Origin of the sequence: Nonomuraea sp. GTA35 (assembly GCF_041950525.1) — a bacterium.
Lineage (GTDB): Bacteria > Actinomycetota > Actinomycetes > Streptosporangiales > Streptosporangiaceae > Nonomuraea.
Window position 1 is genome coordinate 98,901 of sequence record NZ_JBGNUV010000017.1, and the last position, 23,211, is coordinate 122,111.

17 protein-coding genes are annotated in these 23,211 nt (G+C 73.5%); 10 read left to right on the plus strand and 7 right to left on the minus strand.

Going from position 1 to position 23,211, the window contains the following annotated elements:
• Positions 1-40: 40 nt before the first annotated feature.
• Entirely contained in the window at positions 41-3,340 is a 3,300-nt protein-coding gene (locus ACBJ32_RS49490) for a S8 family serine peptidase (RefSeq protein WP_375132845.1), read from the plus strand.
• A 34-nt stretch (positions 3,341-3,374) separates the two neighbouring features.
• Here the strand turns inward: ACBJ32_RS49490 and ACBJ32_RS49495 are convergent, their stop codons facing one another.
• Entirely contained in the window at positions 3,375-3,779 is a 405-nt protein-coding gene (locus ACBJ32_RS49495; protein ID WP_375132846.1) for a nitroreductase family deazaflavin-dependent oxidoreductase, read from the minus strand.
• Between the two features lie 144 nt (positions 3,780-3,923).
• Here ACBJ32_RS49495 and ACBJ32_RS49500 point away from each other — a divergent pair, with 144 nt between their 5' ends.
• From ACBJ32_RS49500 to ACBJ32_RS49530, 7 genes are read left to right on the plus strand one after another with little or no spacing between them, the layout of a single operon-like run.
• On the plus strand, positions 3,924-4,922 hold the full coding sequence (locus ACBJ32_RS49500) for a LacI family DNA-binding transcriptional regulator (RefSeq protein WP_375132847.1): 999 nt from the start codon (positions 3,924-3,926) through the stop codon (positions 4,920-4,922).
• Complete coding sequence (locus ACBJ32_RS49505) at positions 4,919-6,190, plus strand: sugar ABC transporter substrate-binding protein (protein WP_375132848.1); 1,272 nt, start codon at positions 4,919-4,921, stop codon at positions 6,188-6,190. Before ACBJ32_RS49500 ends, ACBJ32_RS49505 begins: the two co-directional genes overlap by 4 nt.
• Before the next feature lie 3 nt (positions 6,191-6,193).
• The gene (locus tag ACBJ32_RS49510; RefSeq protein ID WP_375132849.1) at positions 6,194-7,123 is read left to right on the plus strand and encodes a carbohydrate ABC transporter permease; all 930 of its coding nucleotides are present in this window, start codon (positions 6,194-6,196) and stop codon (positions 7,121-7,123) included.
• Positions 7,120-7,944, plus strand: a complete 825-nt coding sequence (locus ACBJ32_RS49515) for a carbohydrate ABC transporter permease (RefSeq protein WP_375132850.1) — start codon at positions 7,120-7,122, stop codon at positions 7,942-7,944. Before ACBJ32_RS49510 ends, ACBJ32_RS49515 begins: the two co-directional genes overlap by 4 nt.
• A 10-nt stretch (positions 7,945-7,954) precedes the next feature.
• A complete protein-coding gene (locus ACBJ32_RS49520; RefSeq protein ID WP_375132851.1) occupies positions 7,955-9,478 on the plus strand; it encodes a glucoamylase family protein in 1,524 nt (507 codons plus the stop codon).
• Positions 9,475-11,172: a hypothetical protein gene (locus tag ACBJ32_RS49525; RefSeq protein WP_375132852.1), complete on the plus strand. Its 1,698-nt coding sequence runs from the start codon at positions 9,475-9,477 to the stop codon at positions 11,170-11,172. Before ACBJ32_RS49520 ends, ACBJ32_RS49525 begins: the two co-directional genes overlap by 4 nt.
• Positions 11,173-11,217: 45 nt before the next feature.
• Positions 11,218-17,352: a CHAT domain-containing protein gene (locus tag ACBJ32_RS49530; RefSeq protein ID WP_375132853.1), complete on the plus strand. Its 6,135-nt coding sequence runs from the start codon at positions 11,218-11,220 to the stop codon at positions 17,350-17,352.
• Here ACBJ32_RS49530 and ACBJ32_RS49535 read toward each other — a convergent pair.
• The 6 genes from ACBJ32_RS49535 to ACBJ32_RS49560 form a co-directional block, all read right to left on the minus strand.
• Positions 17,244-17,576 (minus strand): hypothetical protein, encoded by a 333-nt coding sequence (locus ACBJ32_RS49535; protein WP_357876460.1) that lies wholly within the window; start codon positions 17,574-17,576, stop codon positions 17,244-17,246. The genes ACBJ32_RS49530 and ACBJ32_RS49535 overlap by 109 nt on opposite strands.
• A 90-nt stretch (positions 17,577-17,666) precedes the next feature.
• Positions 17,667-18,122 carry a hypothetical protein gene (locus tag ACBJ32_RS49540; RefSeq protein ID WP_375132854.1) on the minus strand — a complete coding sequence of 152 codons (456 nt, stop codon included), beginning with the start codon at positions 18,120-18,122 and terminating at the stop codon, positions 17,667-17,669.
• 117 nt (positions 18,123-18,239) lie between these two features.
• Positions 18,240-18,788: a GNAT family N-acetyltransferase gene (locus ACBJ32_RS49545; RefSeq protein ID WP_375132855.1), complete on the minus strand. Its 549-nt coding sequence runs from the start codon at positions 18,786-18,788 to the stop codon at positions 18,240-18,242.
• 43 nt (positions 18,789-18,831) lie between these two features.
• Positions 18,832-19,539 carry a sirohydrochlorin chelatase gene (locus ACBJ32_RS49550; RefSeq protein WP_375132856.1) on the minus strand — a complete coding sequence of 236 codons (708 nt, stop codon included), beginning with the start codon at positions 19,537-19,539 and terminating at the stop codon, positions 18,832-18,834.
• 127 nt (positions 19,540-19,666) lie between these two features.
• Positions 19,667-20,599 (minus strand): SPFH domain-containing protein, encoded by a 933-nt coding sequence (locus ACBJ32_RS49555; protein ID WP_375132857.1) that lies wholly within the window; start codon positions 20,597-20,599, stop codon positions 19,667-19,669.
• A gap of 64 nt (positions 20,600-20,663) precedes the next feature.
• Positions 20,664-21,983 (minus strand): MFS transporter, encoded by a 1,320-nt coding sequence (locus tag ACBJ32_RS49560; protein WP_375132858.1) that lies wholly within the window; start codon positions 21,981-21,983, stop codon positions 20,664-20,666.
• 102 nt (positions 21,984-22,085) lie between these two features.
• On the opposite strand from ACBJ32_RS49560, the gene ACBJ32_RS49565 reads away from it, so the two are divergent.
• Complete coding sequence (locus tag ACBJ32_RS49565; RefSeq protein ID WP_375132859.1) at positions 22,086-22,757, plus strand: GntR family transcriptional regulator; 672 nt, start codon at positions 22,086-22,088, stop codon at positions 22,755-22,757.
• Positions 22,758-22,766: 9 nt separating this feature from the next.
• Complete coding sequence (locus ACBJ32_RS49570; RefSeq protein WP_357876447.1) at positions 22,767-23,126, plus strand: DUF2203 domain-containing protein; 360 nt, start codon at positions 22,767-22,769, stop codon at positions 23,124-23,126.
• Positions 23,127-23,211: the final 85 nt, after the last annotated feature.

Here is a 23,211-nt window from a genome sequence, read left to right on the forward strand (position 1 = left end):
ACCTTGTCACCAAATTTCACTGACAGTTAGAAAGCGGGATGTGCAACAGAGAACGGCCCTTCTGGGCGTCGTGTTACTGGCCGCCACGGCGATCGCCGCGCCGGCCCAGGCCGCGCCCACCCAGCCCACCACCAAGCTCCAACCCGCGAAGACGATCACGCTCATCACCGGGGACAAGGTCACCCTCCGCGAGCTGCCCAACAAGCAGACCCAGCTCGACGTCGCCCCCGGCCCGGGCCGCGAGAAGATCAACTTCGTGCACCGCAGGTCCGCGGACGGGCTCAGCATCGTGCCCGTGGACGCGATGCCCCTCCTGGCCGCCGGCACCCTCGACCCCCGGCTCTTCGACGTCACCCGGCTCGCCGCGCTCGGCTACGACGACGCCACCAGCCCGCAGCTCCCGCTGATCATGACGTACGCCGGCGGCGCCGACGCCGCCACGCTGCGCGCCGCCGGCGGGCGCCCGCTGCCCGCCATCAACGGCGTCGCCAGGAAGGAGCCCCGCACCGGCGCGCTCTGGCAGTCGCTGACGGGCCAGGCGCGGACCGCCACCGCCCCCGCGAAGATCTGGCTCGACGGCAAGGCCAAGGTCTCCCTCGACGTCAGCGTGCCGCACATCGGCGCGCCCGCCGCCTGGGCGGCCGGCCACACCGGCCAGGACGTCCCCGTCGCGGTGCTCGACACCGGCTACGACCCCGGCCACCCCGACCTGCGGGGCCAGGTCGTCGGGAGCGAGAACTTCACCGCCGAACCCGACACCCGCGACCTGCACGGCCACGGCACGCACGTCGCCTCCACGATCGCCGGCACCGGCGCCGCCTCCGACGGCAGGCGCAAGGGCGTCGCCCCGGGCGCCAAGCTCATGATCGGCAAGGTCTGCGGGCAGGACGGCTACTGCGCGGACTCGGCCATCGTCGAGGGCATGACCTGGGCGGCGCGCAACGGCGCCCGCGTGGCCAACCTCAGCCTCGGCGGCCCCGACGCCCCCGGGATCGACCCGCTGGAGCAGGCCGTCAACAGCCTCTCGGCCGAGTACGGCACGCTGTTCGTGATCGCCTCGGGCAACGAGGGGCCGCAGGCGCTCGGCTCGCCGAGCAGCGCCGACGCCGCGCTGTCCGTCGGCGCCTCCTACCGCGACGCCGACACCGTCGCCCAGTTCAGCAGCACCGGCCCGCGCCCGGGTGACGCCGCGGTCAAACCCGACCTGATCGCCCCCGGCGTGGGCATCGTCGCCGCCAGGGCGGGCGCCCCCGAGGGGTCCTCGGGCGACGACCAGTACATGGAGATGAGCGGCACGTCCATGGCCACCCCGCACGTGGCGGGGGCGGCGGCGATCGTGGCGGGCCTGCACCCCGACTGGAGGGCCGAGCGCATCAAGGCGTCGCTGATGGCCTCCACCGCGCCCGGCGACGAGCTGGGCGCCTACATCCAGGGCTCCGGCCGCGTGGACGTCGCCCGCGCCGTCGCCCAGCGGATCACGGCCGAGCCCGTCTCGCTCGGCATGGGCGACGTCGAGCTGCCCGACACCGCGCCCAAGGAGCGCACGCTCACCTACCGCAACGACGGCGACGCGCCCGTCCGGCTGGAGCTGAGCGTGGTCGCCAAGGACGGGCACGGCCAGAGCGCCACGCCGTTCAGCCTCGGCGCCGACGCGGTGGAGGTGCCCGCGCACGGCACCGCCCAGGTGACGGTGACCGCCAGGCCCGCCGCCACCGGGCTGTTCAGCGGGACGGTCATCGCCAGGAGCGGTGACGTCACCGTACGCACCGGCATCGGCATGCGCGTCGAACCGGAGAAGAGGGGGCTCGACCTGCGCTTCACCGGCAGCGACGGGCAGCCCGCCCAGGTCGCCTTCGCCGGCGTGATCGACGTCGAGGCGGGCGAGCAGACCAACTACGACATCTCGGGCGGCAGCCTGGAGCTGCGGCTGCTCAAGGACCGCCGCTACACGGTCGTCACCCTGATGGCCGACCACGACGGCACCATCGTGATGGCGGCCGAGCCGGAGTTCACTCTCGACGGCGACCGCACCGTCACCGCCGACGCCCGCCGCGCCAAGCCGGTGGACGTGCGCACGGAGGAGCCGACCGCGCGGCTGGCCATCGGCATGCTGGGCATGCTCCAGCTCGTCGAGGGCAAGCAGCCCCTCGGCGTGGACGTGGACCTGTCCGGCATGTGGGGCGCCGAGCGCGTCGAAGGCGTCAAGGCCATCCCGACGGCCCGCACGGCCGGCAAGACGTTCGCCTACTACCGCTGGACCCAGTGGGCCAAGCCGAAGGGCGACGGTACCTACGACGCCAGCCCGTACTTCTACCACCTGATGAAGGCCGAGCCGCGCATCCCCGCCGACCCCGGCTACCGCCCGCGCCGCCGCGACCTCGCCGAGGTCACCTCCACGTACGCCGCCCAGCAGGACGGCAAGACCGGCGAGCACATGGCGCTGCCCGTGCTGTACGGGACCGAGCTGGCCTGGATGCCCTACGTGCACGTGGCCCACGTGCCGCTGCCGTTCCGCAGGACCGAGTACTACACGCCCGGCGACACCGGCTGGTACCCGTCATTCGCCCAGTACAAGCTCCCGCCGGAGGGTATCGACGACCTCGACCAGTTCTTCTTCGGCCGCACCACCGTCTACCGCGCCGGCCAGAAAAGCACGGAACGCTGGAACGGCGCCGTCTTCGGGGCCGCCCTCCACCCTGACGGCGACGTCACCTGGCGCGAGGAGAACATGATGCAGTTCGCCACCTCGCTGTTCGACGACGGCAGGGCCGACCGCCACTCCATCGGCAACTACACGGCCCCGCAGGCCGCGCTCTACCGCGACGGCAAGGAGATCTACCGCACCACCGACTACCTGCCCGGCTGGATCGACGTGCCCGCCGAGCGGAAGGAGAGCGAGTACCGCCTGACCATGACCGCCGACCGCGACCCGGCCATGACCAAGCTGTCCACCCGGGTCAGCGCCGAGTGGCGGTTCCGGTCGAAGACCCCCGCGGCGGGCGAACGGCAACTGCTGCCGCTGCTGGCCGTCAAGATCACCCCTGAGCTGGACGAGCACAACCGGGCCGCCGTGGGGCCCATGCGCATCCCGCTCCACGTCCAGCGCCAGGACGGCTCGCCCGACCTGAGGCTGCGCACGCTGACCGCCGAGGTCTCCTACGACGACGGCCGCACGTGGTCGCCGGCCCTGGTGCACCCGGCGGGCAAGGACGGCTGGTCGGCGCGGACCTGGCACCCCGCCTGGGCGCGCGGCACGTTCGCCTCCCTGCGGGTCAAGGCCGTGGACACCGGCGGCAACGCCTTCAGCCAGACCGTCGTCAGGGCGTACCAGATCAAGTGAGCCGAGGGAGGTCCCGCCACGGCGGGGCCTCCCGTCAGGCGGCGCGTTCGAGCACGACGACGGGGATCTCCCGGTCGGTCTTCTTCTGGTACTCGTCGTAGTCCGGCCAGGTGCGCGCCATGACCTTCCACATCTCGGGCTTCTCGCCGGGCGTGGCCGTGCGGGCGCGCGCCTTGAACCTGTCGCCCTTCACCTGCACCTCGACGTCCGGGCTGGCCTGGAGGTTCTTGTACCACCCCGGATGGTCGGCGTCCCCGCCCTTGGACGCCACCACGAGGTAGGAGTCGCCGAACGGCTGGTAGATGAGGGGAGTCGTGAACGGGCGGCCGGACTTGCGTCCCTTGGTGGTCAGCAGCAGGACGGTGGTGTTGTTCCAGTCGTGTCCCTCCGCGCCGTCGGTCTCCTGATAACGCCGGACATGTTCTTCGCCGTAGAGCATGCAGGCGAACCTACCCACCCAGGCCGTGACCTCACCGTTACTCGACGCGGTCTGGACGAGAAGTTAACGTGGTTGGCACACCCCTTTCTGTAAGCGCTTCCACCCTCGGGTGAGTGGAAGCGCTTACACAGGAAGAGAACCACCATGGACGTGACCATCTACGAAGTGGCCAGGCGGGCGGGCGTGTCGATCGCCACCGTGTCCAGGGCGCTGCGCGGCACCGGCCCCGTCGCCCCGAGGACGCGGGAGAAGGTGCTCAAGGCCGTCGAGGAGCTCAACTTCACGCCCAGCCGCCTGGGTGTCAGCCTCGCCGAGGGCCGCCACGCCGCCAACGGCGTCGTCTTCCCCGACCTGGCGGGCCCGTACTACGCCGAGGTCCTGCTCGGCTACGAGGAGGTGGCCTCCGAGCTGGGCCGCTCGGTGGTCATCCTGTCCACCAAGGGCCGCACCAGGGTCGGCGACCTGATCAAGGACCTGGCCGGCCGGGTGGACGGCATGCTGATCTTCGGCCACACCGTGCCCGAGCCGCTGGTCGCCGAGCTGGTACGGCTCGGCGTGCGGCTGGTGTTCGTCTCCCGCGGCCCGCTGCCCGGCGCCGACACGCTGCGCAGCGAGAACACCGCCTCCGCCCACGCCCTGGCCGGGCACCTGCGCGGCCACGGCTACGAGCGCTTCGCCTTCCTCGGCGCCCCGCTCACCAGCCACGACGACGTGGACGAGCGCTGGCAGGGCGTGCGGGGCGTGCTCGGCGGGGCGATCGAGGCCGTCGGCACCGGCCACTACACCGTGGAGTGCGGCCACGAGGCCGCCACGAAGCTGCTCAAGGGCAGGGACCGGCCCCGGGCGATCATCTGCTCCGACGACGAGGTGGCGCTGGGGGCGCTGCTCGCCGCCGAGGAACTCGGCCTCGACGTGCCCGGCGACGTGGCCGTGACCGGCTGGGACGACATCATGGCCGCCCGCCACGCCCGCCCGGCGCTGACCACCGTACGGCAGCCGATGCGCAAGCTCGGCGCCCGGGCCGCCCGCGCGCTCGACGAGCTCATCACGGGGGCCCGCGACACCCCGAGCCACATCGTCCTGACCACCGAGCTGGTCGTCCGCTCCAGCTGCGGTCACCACCCCCAGGAGGTACCGACGTGAACAGCACCACCCGGCGCGCCGTGGGCGTGCTGGCGATGACGATGACGACGATGGTGGCCGCGGGCTGCGGCCGCGCCACGGACACGGCGCCCGAGCAGGCGCAGGACGTCACGACCGGCAAGATCGCGGGGGAGGTCACCGTCTGGGCGATGGGCGAGGAGGGCAAGGCGCTCGGCGCGTTCGCCGAGGACTTCGAGCGCGCCAACCCCGGCGTCAAGGTCAACGTGACGGCCATCGGCTGGGACGTGGCCCACGACAAGATCACCTCGGCGATCGCGGGCGGCGCCACCCCCGACGTGAGCATGATCGGCTCCACCTGGTCGGGCGAGCTGGCCAAGACCGGCGCGCTGGAGCCGACGCCCGGCAACCTGGTCGACAAGGCGGCGTTCTTCCCCGGCGCCTGGCAGACCGTGGACATCAACGGCACCGCGTACGGCGTGCCCTGGTACGTCGAGACCCGAGTCCTGTACTACCGCACCGACCAGGCGAAGCAGGCCGGCGTGCGGCCTCCGGGGACGTGGCAGGAGTTCACCGCGTTCGTCCGCGCGCTCAAGGACGAGGGCGGCGCGAGCCGCGGCTTCAACCAGAGCTACCAGCTCGGCGCCTCCTGGCAGGAGGTGCTGCCGCTGATCTGGCAGGCCGGCGGCGAGATCGTCAAGGACGGCAGGTACACCTTCGACACCCCCGAGGCGGTCACCGCGCTCAAGCAGTACGCCTCGCTGTTCGAGCAGAAGCTGGCCCCCACCGACACCCCCGCGAACGCCTTCCCGCAGACCTTCATCAAGGGCGAGGTCGGCGCGTTCTACTCCGGCCCGTGGATGATCGGCGTGCTCACCAACGACGGCGGCCCCGGCTTCGCGGACAAGTTCGACGTCGCCCCGTACCCCAAGGGCCCGGTCTCGGCGACGAGCTTCGTCGGCGGGGCCGACATGGCGGTGTTCAAGAAGGCGAAGAACCGCGACGCCGCCTGGAAGTTCATCCAGTGGCTGAGCGAGCCGAAGGTGCAGGCCAAGTGGTACACCACGGTCAAGGCGCTGCCCGCCGTACAGGCGGCCTGGCAGGAGCCCGAGCTCCAGGCCGACAAGCAGCTCGCGGTCTTCGGCGAGCAGCTCAAGGACGCCAGGACGCCGCCGCCGTTCCCCACCTGGGAGCAGGTGGCCAGGGTGCTGGAGGCCGAGCTGGAGAAGCTGGCCCGCGGCCGGTCCACCCCCGAGCAGACGGCCAAGGCGATCCAGGCGCAGGCCGACACGATCGGCACCGGCCTGTAAGCCATGGCCGTCGTCACGAGACAGGCACCGCCCGCCCCCGCGCCGGTCAAGGTCAGGGGCGCGTTACGCCGGTCGGGCATCGGCTGGATCTTCATCATGCCGTTCGTGGTGCTGTTCGCGGTGTTCTACCTGGGGCCGCTGCTGGTCGGCATCGGGATGAGCTTCACCGACATCCGCAGCACCGACGTGGCCGACCCGCTCGGCGTCAACCTCGTCGGCGTCGACAACTACCTGCGCCTCATGAACGACGGCGCCATGCGCAGGGCCGCGCTCAACACCGTGGTCTTCGTGGTCACGGCGCTGCCGCTGACCATCGGGCTCGGGCTGGCCGCGGCCGTGCTGCTCAACACGGGCATCGCCCGCCTGCCCGCCGCGTTCTTCCGGCTCGGCTACTACCTGCCCAACATCACCAGCATCATCGGCATCGCGGTGGCCTGGAAGTTCCTGCTGGAGCCCGAGGCCGGGCTGGTCAACCGGCTGCTCGGCCTGGCCGGCGTCGAGGGCCCCAACTGGCTGGAGAACGAGGCGACCGCGCTGCCCTCGATCATCGTCATGACGGCCTGGCGCAGCTTCGGCTTCACCATGGTCGTGCTGCTGGCCGCGTTGCAGACCATCCCAAGGGAGCTGTACGAGGCCGCGGCGGTGGACGGCGCCGGCCGCTGGGCCCGCTTCCACGCGGTGACCCTGCCCTCGCTGCGGCCCGTGCTGCTGTTCTGCACGGTCTACAGCTCGGTCGGCTTCATGCAGTTCCTGGAGGAGCCGCTGGTCATGACCAGAGGCGGGCCGCTGGACGCCACCCTGTCGGCCTCGCTGGCCATCTTCGGCCAGTTCGGCGTCGGCAACTACGGCTACGCCGGGGCCGCCTCGACCGTGCTGTTCACGGTGATCGTGGCGCTTGCCGTGCTGCAGCTCAGGCTGGGGAGGAACCGATGACCAGGACCACCCCCCGCCAGCGCGCGATCGTCTACCTCGGGCTCGGCGTCGGCCTGGCGCTCGTCGCGGGGCCGTTCCTGTGGACCGCGCTCAGCTCGTTCAAACCCGAGCGGGAGATCCGGCGCGACCCGCCGACGTTCTGGCCTCGGACGTGGACGCTGGACAACTTCGCCGAGCTGTTCGGCCGGGTGGACCTCGGCACCGCCTTCGCCAACAGCATGATCATCGCGCTCGTCCTGGTCGCCACGAACCTGCTGTTCTGCTCCATGGTCGGCTACGCCTTCGCCAAGCTCTCCTTCCGCGGCAAGAACCTCGCCTTCGGCCTGGTGCTCGTGCAGCTCGCGATCCCCGCGATCGTCGTGATGATGCCGCAGTTCGTGCTGATCGCCAGGTTCGGCATGGTCAACACGTTCATCGGGATCATCCTGCCGACCGTGGTGACGCCGCTCGGCGTGTTCATGATGCGGCAGTTCATCTCCGACCTGCCCGACGAGCTGATCGACGCGGCCCGCGTGGACGGCGCCAGGGAGTTCCGCGTCTTCTTCACGATCATCCTGCCGCTGTGCGGGCCCGCGCTGGCCACGCTCGGCCTCATCACGTTCCTCGGCTCGTGGAACAACTTCCTCTGGCCGGCCGTGGTCGCCCAGAGCGAGGACATGTACACCCTCCCCGTCGCCCTCAACATCCTGAACGGCTACGAGGGCACCCACTACAACCTGCTGGTGGCCGGGTCGGTCGTGGTGATCGCGCCGATCCTGTTCCTGTTCGTCTTCCTGCAGCGCTTCTTCATCCAGGGCATCGCCACCACCGGCCTCAAGTAGAGGAGCACCCATGCGCAAGACGGTCCTGTCCTGCTTACTCGTGCTGTCCCTGGCCGCCACGGCCACCCCCGCCGCTGCCGGCAGCACCGCCGGCAGCACCGCCGACAGCACCCTGCACCGCTACGCCAGGGACACCTGGCGGTCGATGGCCGCCATGGTCGAGCCCGCCACCGGCCTGCCCGCCGACAAGGTGACCGGAGACCTGAGGACCAGGGCCCGGATCACCTCGCCCACCAACATCGCCACGTACGTGTGGAGCACGCTCGCCGCCCGCGACCTGCGCCTCATCACCGCCCGCGACGCCGCCGCCAGGATCGGCAGGGTGCTGGACGCCCTGGCCCGCATGGAGCGCAACACCCCCACCGGCCAGTTCTACAACTGGTACGACCCGGCCACCCTCCAGCTCGCCCGCAGCTTCCCCGACTCCGGCGACCCCATCCACCCCTTCGCCTCCAGCGTGGACAACGGCTGGCTGGCCGCGGCGCTCCTGATGGTCCGCACCGCCGTCCCCGCCCACGCCAGGGCGGCCGGGACCCTGGTGAACTCGATGGACTTCACCGCCTACTACGACCCGGCCGCCCGCCCCGACGCCGGCACCGGCCTGCTGCGCGGCGGCTTCTGGCCCGAGCCGCCGCCCAGGGACTGCAACACCCCGACCGACTACGCCGGCACGGGCGTCACCGTCTACTCCACCTGCCACCACTACGGCGCCCCCGCCGAGACCCGCATCGGCCAGTACGTCGGCATCGCGCTCGGCCAGCTCCCGGCCGAGAGCTACTTCGGCCCCTACCGCACGTTCCCCGACAACGGCTGCGACTACGGCTGGCAGGAGCAGAGACCGGCCGGGCAGTGGAAGCAGTACCGCGGCGTCAACGTCTGGGAGGGCACCTACGAGTACCGCGGCATGCGGTACGTCCCCAACTGGGGCGGCTCGATGTTCGAGGCCCTCATGCCCGACCTGGTCGTCCCCGAGTCCCGGTGGGCGCCCAGGAGCTGGGGCCGCAACCACCCGGTGTTCGTCCGCGCCCAGATCGAGCACGGCCTGAACGAGGCGAGGTACGGCTACTGGGGCTTCTCCCCGTCCAACAACCCCCATGGCGGCTACGACGTCTACGGCGTGGACCAGCTCGGCATGGACGAGCCCGGCTACTCCTCCGACCGCGAGCGCACCGGCGTCGACCCCGGCTACGAGGGCTGCCGCCCCGCCAAGCCGCTGCCTGAGGCGTACGGGGACGGCGTCGTGACCCCGCACGCCAGCTTCCTGGCCCTGCCGTACGCGAAACAGGCCGCGCTGGACAACCTGGCCAGGCTGCGCCGCGACTTCGACGCCTACGGCCCCGGCGGCTTCTACGACGCGATCGCCGTCCGCTCCGGCGTCGTGTCGAAGTGGTACCTGGCGCTCGACCAGGGCATGGCCATGGCCGCGCTGGGCAACCTGCTCACCGGAGGCAGCCTGCACCGCTACTTCGCCGGCTCCGGCGTGGAGGACAGGCTCCGGCCGGTGATGCGGCTCGAGGATTGGCAGGTCGGATGATCGAGGCACCCACTGGCCTGCGCGCGGTACCGGGCGCCGGGCACGTCACGCTGACCTGGGACCCCGTGCCCGGCGCCATCGGCTACCTCGTGCACCGGGACGGCGCGCCCGCCGTCCCGCCCGAGGTGGACGTGGCCGCCGTCCCCGCCTGCCGCTTCGTCGACACCGGCCACGGGCCGGCCGCCTACACGGTGGCCGCCGTCTCACCCGCCCAGGGCCCGTTCTGCGCCCCCGTCGAGGCCGCGCCGCTGCCCGCCCGCGACGGGGCCGCGGTCTCGGTGCGCGTGGACGCGCGCCGGGCGACCCGCGAGCTGCCGCGGCCGTGGGCGTCCATGGTGGGCTCCGAGCACCTGTCGCACCTGCTCAGCACCGACGAGACCGGCGGCAGGCCCATCGGCGAGGAGCTGGCGGCGGCGCTGCGCCTCGTGCACGAGGCGCTCGGCGTCAGGACCGTCCGCGCGCACGCCGTCCTCGGCGACGACCTCGGCGTCTACCGGCAGGGCCGGCCCTACGACTTCTCCCGCGTGGACGCCGTCTACGACCGGGTCGTCGCGCTGGGCCTGCGGCCGGTCGTGGAGCTCGGCTTCATGCCCCGCGACCTGGCCGCCGACCCGTCGAAGACCGTCTTCCAGTACGAGGCCGTCATCTCGCCGCCGAAGGACTTCGAGGCGTGGGCCGACCTCGTCAGAGCCCTGGTCGAGCACCTGGCCGGCCGGTACGGCATCCGCGACCTGGTCGAGCACTGGGCCTTCGAGGTCTGGAACGAGCCCAACCTGGACGTCTTCTGGTCCGGCACCCGCGAGGAGTACTTCCTGCTCTACGACGTCACCGCCGCCGCCGTGCGCGACGTGCACCCGCACCTGCGCGTCGGCGGGCCCGCCTCGGCCGCCAACGGCTGGGTGGCGGAGCTGCTCGCGCACGTCGCCGAGTCGGGCGCGGCGCTCGACTTCGTCTCCACCCACACCTACGGCAACGCCCCGCTCGACTGGCGTCCCGTCCTGGAGGCGTACGGGCGGGACGTGCCGATCTGGTGGACCGAATGGGGCCCCACGCCCACCCACTTCCACGGCATCGGGGACGGGCCGTTCGGGGCGGCGTTCGTGCTGCACGGCATGAAGTCCGCGGCCGGCAGGGTCGCCGCGCTGTCGCACTGGGTGGCCTCCGACCACTTCGAGGAGCTGGGCCGGCCGCCCCGGCTGTTCCACGGCGGGTTCGGCCTGCTGACCGTCGGCAACCTGCGCAAGCCCCGCTTCCACGCCCTCGCGCTGGCCGACCGGCTGGGCGACGCGGAGCTGGCCGCCGAGGTGGACGGCGACGTGGCGGGCGTCGAGGCGTGGGCGGCCCGGCACCCCGACGGCCGGGTCGGCGTGCTCGTCTGGAACGGCACGCTCAACAGCGCCCAGTCCGCCGGGGCGCCCGAGCTGGCCCGCACGGTCACCCTGACCGTCGAGGGGCTGGAGCGCGGCGCGTACACGCTGACCCACCACCGCATCGACGCCGCCCACACCAACGTGGAGGCGGCCTGGCAGGCGATGGGCGGCGGCGACTGGCCGGCCGGCGAGCAGTGGGAGGCGCTCGGGCGGGCCGACGGGCTCGACGAGCTCGTCCCGCCCGCCACCGTCACGGGGCCGTCGCTCAGCCTGGCGTTCGACCTGCCCATGCCGGGTGTGTCGTTCCTGGAGCTGACACCCTGAGTGACGGTCCTGTACGCGGGCGCACGCCGGTGAGAGCCTGTGCCCATGACCGAACCGGCCGGGGCGCTGGCCGCCCGCATCGAGCGGTTCGAACAGACCGCGGATCCCGGGCTGATCTGGGAACCCGCGGCGCTGTCCGAGGCCGAGCAGGCGATGCGGGCGTGCGCGGGCGACCGGTCCGACGCGGCCACCTGGCGGCTCATCGGGATGCTGCACCTGGCCCGCTACCGGCTCGACCAGCAGACCACCCAGGACGCCGCGGTGGCGGGCGCCTTCTTCGCCGCCGTGGCCGTGGCGGACCCCGGCCGGCTGCCCGAGAAGCTGCGCGGCTCCAACGCGCCGCCGGGCGAGTCGGCCGGCACCTGGGCGGGGCTGGTGGAGGAGGTGCTCAGGCACGTCGACCCGGCCACGTACCGGCACGTCGGGCTGCTCATCCACGCGCTGGTCCGCCGCGCCATGGCGCACCCCACCCCCGAGGCGAGCGAGCGGCTGACGCGGCTGCTGCTCCAGGAGTCCATGCGCTCCACCGACCCCTCCTGGGCGCCCGGCGCGCTGGGGCTGGTGGGGACCGGGCTGGCGCGCCTGTACGCGATGACCGGCGAGCGGGGCGTCATCGGCGACGCGGTGCACGTGCTGCTGCGGGCGGCGCTCGGCGACGCGGCCCACGTGGCGGACCTGGCGGCGGCGCTGGGGTCGGCGGCGCCCGACGACGAGGAGCTGGTCAGGGCCTACGTGGCGGCGGCGGAGGCTCCGCCGGGGACCCGGAGCAGGTCGCAGGCGCTGCTGGCGCTCGTCGATCTCACCCAGGCGCGGGCCGCGGCCTCGTACGCGGACGGCGACCTGCTGGCGTTCATCAGGGCGGGGCAGTGCGCGCTGGACTTCTGGCACGAGCAGTGGGCGCATCCGGGGGTGGTGGCGCCGTACGCGTCCGGGCTCATCGAGTGGTACGTCGTCACCGGCGACGAACGTTCCCTCGAAGCCGCCACCGAGATGCTCGAAGCCCTGCGCGTGGCGCCCGACGAGAGCGCGCGCGGGCTCGGTGACGACCCGCTCGTCCGGCTCGCGCTGCTCGGCAAGCGCCGCTGGCGCCGCTACCTGGTCACCGGCGACCTCGCCGACCTGGACGACGCCGTGGACGTCCTGCGGCAGGCGGCCCGGCACGCCCCTACCGGCCATCCGGACCGGGCCAGGCACCTGACCACCCTGGCCAACGCCCTGCTCAGGCGGGCCGTCGTCACCGGCGGCGACCCCGCGGAGCCCGTCGCGGCCGCCCGCGCCGCCCTGGCCGCCCACGGCTCGCAGGACCCGGCCAGGGCGGGCACGCTGCTGCTGCTCGGCCGGGCGCTCAGGCTGCGGCTCACCCCGCAGACCGCCGACGAGGCCGTCTCCGCGTTACGCGAGGCCCTGTCGGTGGGGGAGGCGGCGGGCTTCCGCGTGGAGGCGTACGGGCTGGTGTCGGAGGTGCTGTGCTGGCGGGCCACGCGGGTGGAGGGCGAGCGGCGGGCCGAGGACCTGCACGAGGCCGTGCTCTCCGCCCGGCAGGGGGTCGAGCTGGCGCAGAAGGCCGCGCACGGGCAGACGGGCGCGCAGCGGACGCTCTGCAAGGCGCTGCTGGCCCGCTACGCGGCGCACCGCGACGCCCGCGACCTGACCGAGGCCCTCGCCCTGGCCGGCGACGGCGACGCCGCCCTGCTGCCCGAGGCGCTGGCGCTGGCGGGCGAGGGAGAGTCCGGCCCGTCGCGCGAGCCGCCGGCGCCGGCGGGGGAGGGCGGCGTCGGTCCGGGGCCCGCGCCGGATGTCCCGCACGCCGTGGACGAGCAGCTCGCGCGGGCCGCGACCGAGCTGGCGCTGCGGCTGCCGGACGAGGAGGTGGCGCTCAAGCTGCTCGGGCTGGCCGAACGGGGGGCGGCGGAGCCCGGCGAGTTCCTGCTGGAGGTGGCGCAGCGGCTGACCGGCTCCGGCCGGCACGGCACCGCCGCGCGGGTGCTGGAACGGGCGGTAGGGGCGTTCGAGTCGGCCGGGTCGCCGGCGCGGGCCGCGCACGCCCTGGCCGGACTGGGAGCGGTCCACGAGGACCCCGGCTTCGCGCATCAGGCCGCGGAAGGACACGAGCGGGCTCTCGCGGCGTACGAACGCTCGGCCTCCCTCTACCGCTCGCTGGCCGATCCCCGCTCCGAGGCGCTCCAGCTCGGCAACATGGGCCTCCTCCACCTGCGCGCCGGCGACCCGGCCCGCGCCGTCGAGCACCACCTGCGCGCCGCCGCACTGTGCGAGGCCGCGGGGCTGCCGGCCGAGGAGGCGGCGCAGCAGGGGCACGCGGCGCAGGCGTACCTGGCGCTGGGCGACCCGGACTCCGCCGTCGCCTGCGCGGCCCGCGCCCGCGAGCTGCACCAGCACGCCGGTGACAGGCGGGCCGCCGCGCTCGCCCTCGTACCGGCCGCCAGGGCCGCCGTGGACCTGGACGACCTCACCGCGGCGAACGAGCGCATGGCCGCGTGCGCCATCGAGCTGGAGGCGGCGGGGGAGTGGCAGGAGGCGTGCGGGACGCTCGACGCGCACGCCGTGGCCCTGGCCGAGCGCGGCCATCACGGCCAGGCCGCGGCCTGCGAGACCCGGCTGGTGGAGATCGTGCGCCGCCGTGGGCAGCGGCGCGAGCCCGCCGACGAGTGGTACCGCATCGGCGAGCGCCGCCGGGCCCGCGGCGACACCGGCGGCGCCAGGATGGCGTTCGAGCTGGCCGGGCGCGAGTACGAGTCGATCGGCCACCACGACGGGGCCGCGTCGGTGCGCTACAACCTGGGCGTGCTGGCGTACGCGGAGGGCGAGCCGGGGCCGGCGCTGGAGGCGTTCGAGGCGGCGGCGGAGGCGTTCGGGAGGTTGCGGGTGCCGGCCAAGGAGGCGGTCGCGCTGGTCATGGGCGCCTCCTGCCTGACCGCGCTGGACCGCGTCGAGGACGCCCTGGCCGACCTCGACCGGGCGTCGGAGCTGGCCGCCGCCGAGGGCGACCTGGACGCGCTCTTCACCGCCGCCCTGGGCCGGGCCGCGGCGGACGTCCGGCTGGGGGAGCCGCAGGAGGCGGAGCAGCGCCTGTACTCGGCACTCGGCCTGGCCGCCGGCGACGCGCTCAAGGAGGCCGTCGTACGCGACCGCCTCGCCGCGCTCGCCGCCCGCGACGGGGACCTGCGGGCGCAGGCCGAGGCCCTGGAGGCGGCGCTCGAAGGCTTCCGCGCCGGCGACCAGGACCGGTTGACGGCCCTCGCCGCGCTCAAGCTCGGCCTCGTCCTGGAGTCGCTCGGGGAGTTCCGCCGGGCCCGGGAGCATCTGGAGGAGGGCCTGGCGGGCCTCGCCGCGGCTCCCGACCTCCGCTCGTCCGGGGCGCCGTTCGAGGTCGTCGCCGCGATGGCGGGGGGCCTGGACGCCGAGCTCCTGTCCCGCCTGGCCACCCTCCAGCTCACCCTCGGCGACCTCACCCGCGGCCGCGCCACCCTCGCCCAGGCGGTTGCCTCCCTCCGGGCCGAGGGACGGCGGGGGGAGGCTCTGGAGCGCCTGGAGGCCCGGCTACGCCTGGAGGAGGCCGAGGCGGCAGGCGACCTGACGACGGCCCGCACCCTCGCCGAGCAAGCCCTCGGCGCGGCGGCCGGTGGGGGCGGGGGAGCCGCTGACCGGTCCTACCTCCTGGCCAAGCTCTCCCATTGCTGCCGCGAGCTGGGCGACCTGGCCGCCGCCCACGAGTACGCGGCGCGCGGGTACGAGCTGCGCGACGAGCGGGCGATCGAGCACCTGTGCAACCTGGGCGCGGCGGCCACGGCCATGGGGCGCGCGCAGGAGGCGGCCGGTCACCTGACAAGGGCGGTGGAGCTGGCCCGCGACACGGACTCCGCGTTGCCCGCCCACCTCGTCCGGTCCCTCGCCCTGCTGGGAGCCGCGCTCACGGACCTGGGCCGCGGGCATGAGGCCGCACGGGCGTACGCGGAGGGGCTGGCCCTCGTCGAGGCCCCGATCTGGCGGGCGCTCCGGGCACCGCTCCTGTCCGGCCTGGCCGGCCTCCACCTCAAGCTCGGCGACCTGAACGAGGCCGCCACCCGCTACCGCGAGGCCATCGCGATCGGCGAGGAACTGGGCCGGCGTGCCGGCCTCGCCGCCGCCTACGCCGACCTCGGCCTGGTCCACGAGCTGCGCGGCGAGCCCACCGAAGCCGTGCCGCTCCTCGAACGCGCCCTCGACCTCGAACGCGCCCACGGCCACGGCCGGGGAACGGTCCTGGCCCTGCTCGCCCTCGCCCGCCTGGGCGCGCCGGAGCGGCTCGCGGAGGCGCTCACGCTCGCCCAGGCCATCGGTTACCGGGCGGGGGAGGCCGTCGCCCTGCTCCACCTGGGAGCCCTCGACCTCACTACCGCCGCGCCAGGCACGATCGCCCGCAACACCACCGGCGCCGCCTCTTCCCATGGCCGTGCCCGTGACCGTCTCTCCACGGCCATCGACCTCCTGACCGGCCTCGGCCACGACCAGGCGCTCGCCACCGCCTACCACCACCGCTCGATCGCCGGGGAGGGGCTCGGCGACCTCTCCGCCGCCCTCGCCGACGCCGAACGCGCCTGCGCGCTGGGCCACGAGACCTCCCGCGACCGCGCGGTCCGGCTGGCGGCACGCCTGAACCTCGGCATGACGGCCTGGACCCACGCCGAACAGGCCAAGCTCAACATCCTTACCACCGAGCCCACCGCCCACCGGTCCTCGCCCTCAGGGCGAGCCCACCAGCCCTCGCCTTCCGCAGGAGGTCACCAGCCCCCGTCTTCCGCAGGAGGTCAGCAGCTTCCCGCCGACCTTCTGGAGGCCGAGCAGCGCGGGCTGGAATCCGTCCGGACCCTCATGACGATCGCCCGCAACACCCGCGACCCCGAGCGCGCCGCGCCCGTCTTCCGCCGAGCCCGCGCCGCCCAGGCGGAGCTGGAGGCCCTGTGGCAGCGCATGGAGCCGGCGGCCCCCGACCACGTGGCCCTGAGCAGGGGCAGGCCGCCCACGAGGGCCCAGCTCGACGCCCTCGTCAGCGTCCCCGACCACGAGGCGGGGGCGAGGGCGCTGCTCGGGTTCCACCTGGGCGAGGGCACCGTGACGGTCCTGGCCCACCGCACCGGCTGGCCCGAGCCCCGCGCCTTCCCCACCACGGTCGGCCACGACCTGCTGACCGGCTTCCGCCGCACCGTCAACGGCCGCCGGCCCGGCCTCCTCGACATCGAGGCCCGCCGCCACCGCGCGGACCTCTGGCGCCGCCTGGCCGACCTGCTGCTCGCCGACGCGCTCGACGCCCTCGGCACCGGCATCGACCTGCTCCACCTGATCCCGCACCCCGCGCTCCGCCAGATCCCCCTGCACGCCCTGTCACCGTCGGGCCGCCTGCTCATCGAGCGTTTCCCCGTGGCCTACGCCCCCTCCGCCGCCGCGCTGACCCGCCTGGAGCGCCGCCCCCGTACCCCGGCCGCCGGCTCGCTGGTGCTCGGCTTCAGCACCGATCAGGCCGCCCGCCCCGCCGTCGAGGCAGAGGCGGGGGAGGCGGCCACCCTGCTCGGCGCCGAGCCCCACCTGGCCCGCGAAGCCACCTCGCGCCTCCTCCCGGGCTCCTGGGACGTGCTCCACCTGGCCTGCCCGGCCGTCTACGACCACGCCGACCCGTTCAGCTCGGGCATCCGCCTGGCCGACGGCCTTCTCACGGCCCGCCGCCTCATGTCCATGAACGTGACCGCGGACGTGGCCCTCATCACCGGCCACGAGCATCCGCTCCCGCCCGGCCCCGAAGCCCCGCCCGCCCCCGGCGCTTCGCCCGTTCCCGACACGTCGGCCGCGAGCACCGGCGCCCCGCCGGTCCCGGGCGCGTCGGCCGCGCCCGCTGGGGACGGCATGGCCGCGCTCTCCTCCGCGCTGCTGCACGCGGGCGTCCGCTCCGCGCTGCTCACGCTCTGGCCGGTCTCACCCGAGATCACCGGCGTCCTGGCCCGGGACATCCACACCCGCCTCAGAGCAGGCGCCACCTCGGCGACCGCCTTCCGCGCCGCCGTGCTGGCCCTGCGCGACCTCTACGGCTCCACCGAGCCGGACCTCTGGGCCTCGTACGCGCCGGTCGGCCTCTTGACCGACTCGCCGGCCCACGGAGAGTCGGGCACCAGCGTCACCAGCACCAGATAGCCGAAGAACCCCACGGCCAGCCCCACGGCATACCCGCCGAACACCTCGGGCAGCTCCAGCAGCGCCGTCACCAGCCCGCCGCCGACCGCGGCCAGCACGGCCGCCAGCTCCGTCAGCCCGGCGCCCGACCGCCGGTGCCGCAGTGTCCCGTACGTGATCCAGCCGATCACCAGCCCGAAGCAGATCGCGCCGATCACCGCCATCGCCAGAACCTCCAAGCTCATCGGGCCACCCGCTCGCCGGCCGGCGGAAGGATCGCCGTTCACGATCGCACGCGGGAGCCCCGGCTGGCTAGAACCCGGCGCGATGCGGGGCTAGAGGTAGGACTTGGTCGCGCTCACCAGCTCGGCCGCCGCGTCCCGCGTGTCCACGTAGAGGGCCGTGTCGGGGGTGCGCTCGCGTACGTCCTGGTCGCGGATGGCGAACACGGCGGGCGCCGCCCCCACGTCGCCGTAGCGGCCCGTCAGGGCGGCCCCGATCGCGCGGCGCACGTCGCCGACCACCCCGCGGGTGGTGTGCCCGGCGCCGGAGGCGGCGAGGTAGCCGAGCATCCCGGCGAAGCGCAGCTCGCCCTCGGCCGCGGGGCGCTGCTCGGGCAGCACGGGCCGGTCCAGCCAGAACACCTTGCCCGCCAGGAAGGCCTCGTAGCCGGCGCCCTCGCGGCCGAGCACGCGGGCCGTCTCGGTGAGCAGCTCCCCGAACTCGGCCAGCTCCGCCTCCGGCGGCAGGTCCGTGGTGACGAACAAGGGCACGATCAGCGAGTCGAGCATGGTGACTATCCCTCCGTGAGGAGCCTCATCGTAGGGTGCCGCACCGACAAACTCCCGTGACGCCGCTGAGATCGTGCGCAGGAAGCTCCGCCGATCACCGGCGCCGCGGGCGCTGGGCTAGCGTTCGGTCCACTCGTCCTCGATCGCGGAGTGCACGATCGAGTCCCGCCAGCCGTTCGGCGTGTGCAGGTGGTGCCGGATGCGGCCCTCCTCGACCATCCCCGCGGTCAGCATCGCGAGCTGGGCGGGCAGGTTGGCGGGTGAGCGGGCGCCCCAGATGCGGTGCAGCCCGAGCTGCTTGAACCCGAAGGACAGCAGCAGCCGTACGAGATCCGTGCCGATGCCCCGCCCCCACTGATCGGGGTGCAGCCCGAACCCGATCTCCGCGCTGTGCGGCAGCTCGGCCTCGATCCGCAGCCTGGCCACGCCGATCACGTCGCGGCGGTCGGCGTCGACCACGGCCAGGACGTACAGGCGGCGCGGCTCGGCGGAGGCCGCCTCCATGGCCTCCTCGACGAGCCCGGCGACCTCCTGCGGGCTGCGCGGGGCGAAGGGGGCGTGCTGGACGGCGGCGGGGTGGCTGTAGACGGTGTGCAGGGCGCCCGCGTCGGCCTCCGTGACGTCACGGAGGCCGAGTCGCTCGCCATTGCAGAGCACACGGCGCATGCGGAGAAGGTAACGCGAGTCCTGTGATCTTTACAAGCCCTTGTCAAGTGGCGAGTTGACTCCCGTAAGCTCGCGCGACAAGTTCGGCGACGGCGCTGTGCGAGCCGAGCGGCGCCGCGTGGCCGGCGTCGATCGACGCGGCGGCCTGCTCGACGATGCCGGCGGAGGCCTCGTGGCCGATCAGGCAGGGCGCGATGGCCAGCCGCTCGGCGCCCGCGGCGCGCAGCCGCTGGGCGGCGACGTCGACGCCGGGCTCGCTGTCCAGCGAGGCGGCGACCACCGGCAGCGTGAGCCGCGAGGCCAGGAGCACCGCGGTGGCCTGTACGGCGTGCACCGCGCGGCCCCCGCCCACCGTGGCGAGGATGACGGCGTCGACGGGGCTGGAGACGTTCAGCAGGCGGACGCGGTCGGCCCTGGCCAGGCCGCGCTCGGCCAGCCGGATGTGCAGGGCCTCGGCCAGCAGCGGGTGCGGCCCGAGCGCCTCGGTCACCACGGCGCCGGAGCCGCTGGCCGCCACGGCCTTGCCGATCTCCGCCATGATGACGGGATCGTCCCACGTGAGCAGGGGCACGACGACGGCGTCACGGCCTGCGGGCAGGGAGTCTGCCAGGTCGGTGACGCTCGTCAGGCGCACCTCGATCTGGGGGTTGTCGACGCGTACCACGGACGCGATCTCCTCGGCCACGCCGGCGGTCCCACCAGGGGTGGCGAGCACGAGCACGGGGGCGTCGGACGGCAAGGACGTGGGCACGGGACGGCGGTGGCGACCGCCGCCCGGCCGAGGGGAACGTTCTCGTACAGGCAGGCTCACAGGCGCGCAGTTTATGCCGTTTCGCGGCTGCTTGTTCTGGGAATCGATGGCGATTCCGTCACAACACCTACCTGGAAGGAATGACGACCGACTGTGGGTTGCCGGGCGCGTACACCGTGATGCCCTGGGGCAGTGACCTGAGCTTCTCGATCTCGGCGCAGGCGGGGCACTTGTCGTAGCCGTCCTGCCTGGCCCGGTTCGCCTCCGCCTCGGCCTTGGCCTGGGCGACCTTCGCCTCGGCCTCGGAGACGGCGGCGGAGGCCGACAGCGACCTGTCCACGGCCTTCTGCACGTCGGCGGGCAGCGTCACCCTCGCCAGCGTGAACCGCAGCCCGGTGAGGAAGTTCCCGCCGAGCGTGACGGGCAGGTCGCGGGCCAGCGAGGCGTTGACCGCGTTCTGGACCTTGGTGATGGTGGCGTTGCTGTCCTGCGGCTGCAGCGCGGAGCTCTTCAGCAGGGAGCACGAGGGCACCAGCTCGGCGCAGCGCATGGCGCCGATCTGGCCGCGCAGCGCGTTGTCGATCACGGGCCGGACTGCCTGGCCGAAGAACGCGGCCCAGCCGTCGTCGCCGTCCCAGGGGTGCAGCGAGGTGTCGCCCTGGGTGCGGAAGGTCCGGGTGCCGTACTTGTCGTCGAACGTCTTCAGCGTCTCGTGGTCCAGGTTGAGCGTGAAGTAGAGGGTGCCCTCGATGCCCAGGTTCACGCCGTCGCTGCTGGGCACCGTCACCACGTCCACGCCGAGCGTGGTGGCCCGCTTGGCGTCGGCGGTGATCGTGTAGAAGCGCTGCTGCGCCGGATACAGGTGGACGGAGGACCACATGCCGGTCCAGGTCAGGCCCGAGCCGGGGTCGATGACCTGGCGGACCTGGTTGTCGTCGAGCGGGCCGCCGTCACGGACGACGGCCACCTCGCCGCCGCCGGTGCTCTCCAGACCCCCCAGGCCCCCGATGAGCAGGGGAATCGCGAGGAGCGCGGCGGCGATGGCCAGAGCTGTTCTCATGCGGACCCTTTCCGCGCGGGCGGCGTCGGCAGCCGCCGCCCGCGCCTTTCGCGGCGATCCGAGGTCAGGCGTACGGCCCCACCTGAGGGGTCCTGGCCTTGGGCGGCTCGGCCAGGTCGAGGTCGCGGGTCTCGGGCGCGATGGCCAGGCCCAGGGCCGTGACGGCCAGGGCGATGACCACGTAGATCGAGACCGCGATCGTGGACTGGTAGGCATGGAAGAGCTGCAGCGCGATGATCGGGGCCAGCGCGCCGCCGACGATGCCGGCGACCTGGTACCCCATGGACGCGCCGCTGTAGCGCAGCCGCGTGCTGAACAGCTCGGCGATGAACGCGGCCTGCGGGCCGTACATGGCGGCGTGGGTGACCAGCGCCACCACGGCGGCCAGCGCGATGAGCGGGAACGACTTGGTGTCCAGCAGCGGGAAGAACGCGAACACCCACACCGCCGCCGCGACCACCCCGGCGAAGTAGACCGGGCGGCGGCCGTACCGGTCGGACAGCGCACCGGCCAGCGGGATCAGCGCGAGTTGCAGCGCCGAGCCGATGAGCACGGCGTTCAGCGCGTACGAGCGCGGCAGGCCCAGCTCGCCGGTGATGTACACGATGATGTAGGCGGTGAAGGTGTAGAAGGCCACGTCCACCCCGATCCGCGCGGTGAAGGCCGACAGCAGCGCGCGCGGATGCGTGCGCAGCACCTCCACCAGCGGCATCCTCGCCTTGGCGCCGCGCTGCTCGACCTCGGCGAACAGCGGCGACTCGGTGATCCTCAGCCGCACCCACAGGCCCACGAACACCAGCGCCCCGGACAGCAGGAACGGCACCCGCCATCCCCACGACAGGAACGCCGCGTCCGACAGCGTGAAGGACAGGATCGTCAGCAGGCCGGTGGCCAGCACGTAGCCGGCGGGCACGCCGACCTGCGGCCAGCTCGCGTTGAAGCCGCGCCGGCGGCCGTCGCCGTGCTCCAGCGACATGATCACCGCGCCGCCCCACTCGCCGCCGAGCCCCAGCCCCTGGACGAACCGCAGCAAGGCGAGCAGGATCGGGGCCATGACGCCCACCGCGGCGTAGCCGGGCAGCACCCCGATGAGGAACGTCGAGATGCCCATCACCAGCAGCGTCACGACCAGCACGGTCTTGCGGCCCACCCGGTCGCCGAAGTGCCCGAACACCACGCCGCCGAGCGGCCTGGCCACGAACGCCACGGCGTTGGTGGTCAGCGACGCCAGGGTCGCGTTGAACGGGTCGAGCGACGGGAAGAACAGCGCGGGGAAGACCAGGGTCGCCGCGGTGGTGTACAGGAAGAAGTCGTACCACTCCAGCGAAGTGCCGATCAGGCTGGCGAGGATCACCCGCCGGGTCTGTTGGGGGGAGCCTGACATCCGATCGCTCCTTGAGTCGAGGGGGGATACATCTCAACGTATGGATCGTTGAACAATTCGACAAGAGTTTTGCTCCATGATTTCCTGTGGAATGTGGACAACGTGGTCGCTGGTCTCTCCCAGGACCGCCCCCGGCTGGGTCGCAGCAGCACGGCGGAGCGGGTGGCCGACATCCTGCGCGACCGCATCAGCGAGGGGTTCTTCCAGCCCGGCCAGCGGCTGTCGGAGGAGTCGATCTCGGAAGGGCTCGGCGTGTCGCGCAACACGCTGCGCGAGGCGTTCCGGCTGCTCGGCCACGAGGGCCTGCTCGACCACCGGCTCAACAGGGGCGTGTTCGTCCGCCTGCCGTCCGTCGAGGACGTGCTCGACCTCTACCGCGTACGCCGCGTGCTGGAGGGTGCGGCCGTGCGGCGCAAGCCGTCCGAGGAGGCGCTGGCCGTGATCAAGGAGGCGGTGGCCGACGCCCGGCGGGCCGCCGCCAAGGACGACTGGCAGGGCGTCGGCACCGCCAACATCCGCTTCCACCAGGCGCTCGTCTCGCTGAACGAGAGCCCGAGGATCGACGAGGCCATGCGCCAGCTCCTGGCCGAGCTGCGCCTGGTCTTCCACGTCATGGAGAACCCGCGGGCCTTCCACGAGCCGTTCGTCGAGCGCAACCTCACGCTGGTCGGGCTGATCGAGTCGGGGCGGATCGAGGAGGCCGCCGCCTATCTCGACGACTACCTCGACCATGCCGAGCGGCTGCTCATCCACGCCTACGAGCCGAACCGCTAACGTGGCCCCATGGAGCGGATCTTCACCCTCGACGAGGCCCGCGCGCTGCTCCCCGCCGTCATCAGGGAGGCCGCGGAGCTGATCGCGGCCCGTGCCGACCTGGCCGAGATCGACTTCCAGCGGCGCGCCGGCGGCCGGTCCGAGCTGGGCGGCCTGCCCGAGCTGAAGGGGCTGCAGGCCAGGATCGAGGAGATCCTGAGCGGGTGGAGCGAGCAGGGCATCGAGGTCAAGGGCATCGCCCCGGTGCTCGTCGACTTCCCGTCGCTGCTCGACGGGGCCTCCGTGCGCTTGTGCTGGATCGAGGGGGAGCGCGAGCTGGGCTGGTATCACCGTACGGAGCTGGGCTTCGCCGGCCGCCGCCCGCTCTGAACCACCGCCGTGTCCCGGCCGCGACGCCGTCATCCGCGCCGGCGGTCCGCCGCCCTGCTCCTGTGATCGACCGGCCACCAGGACG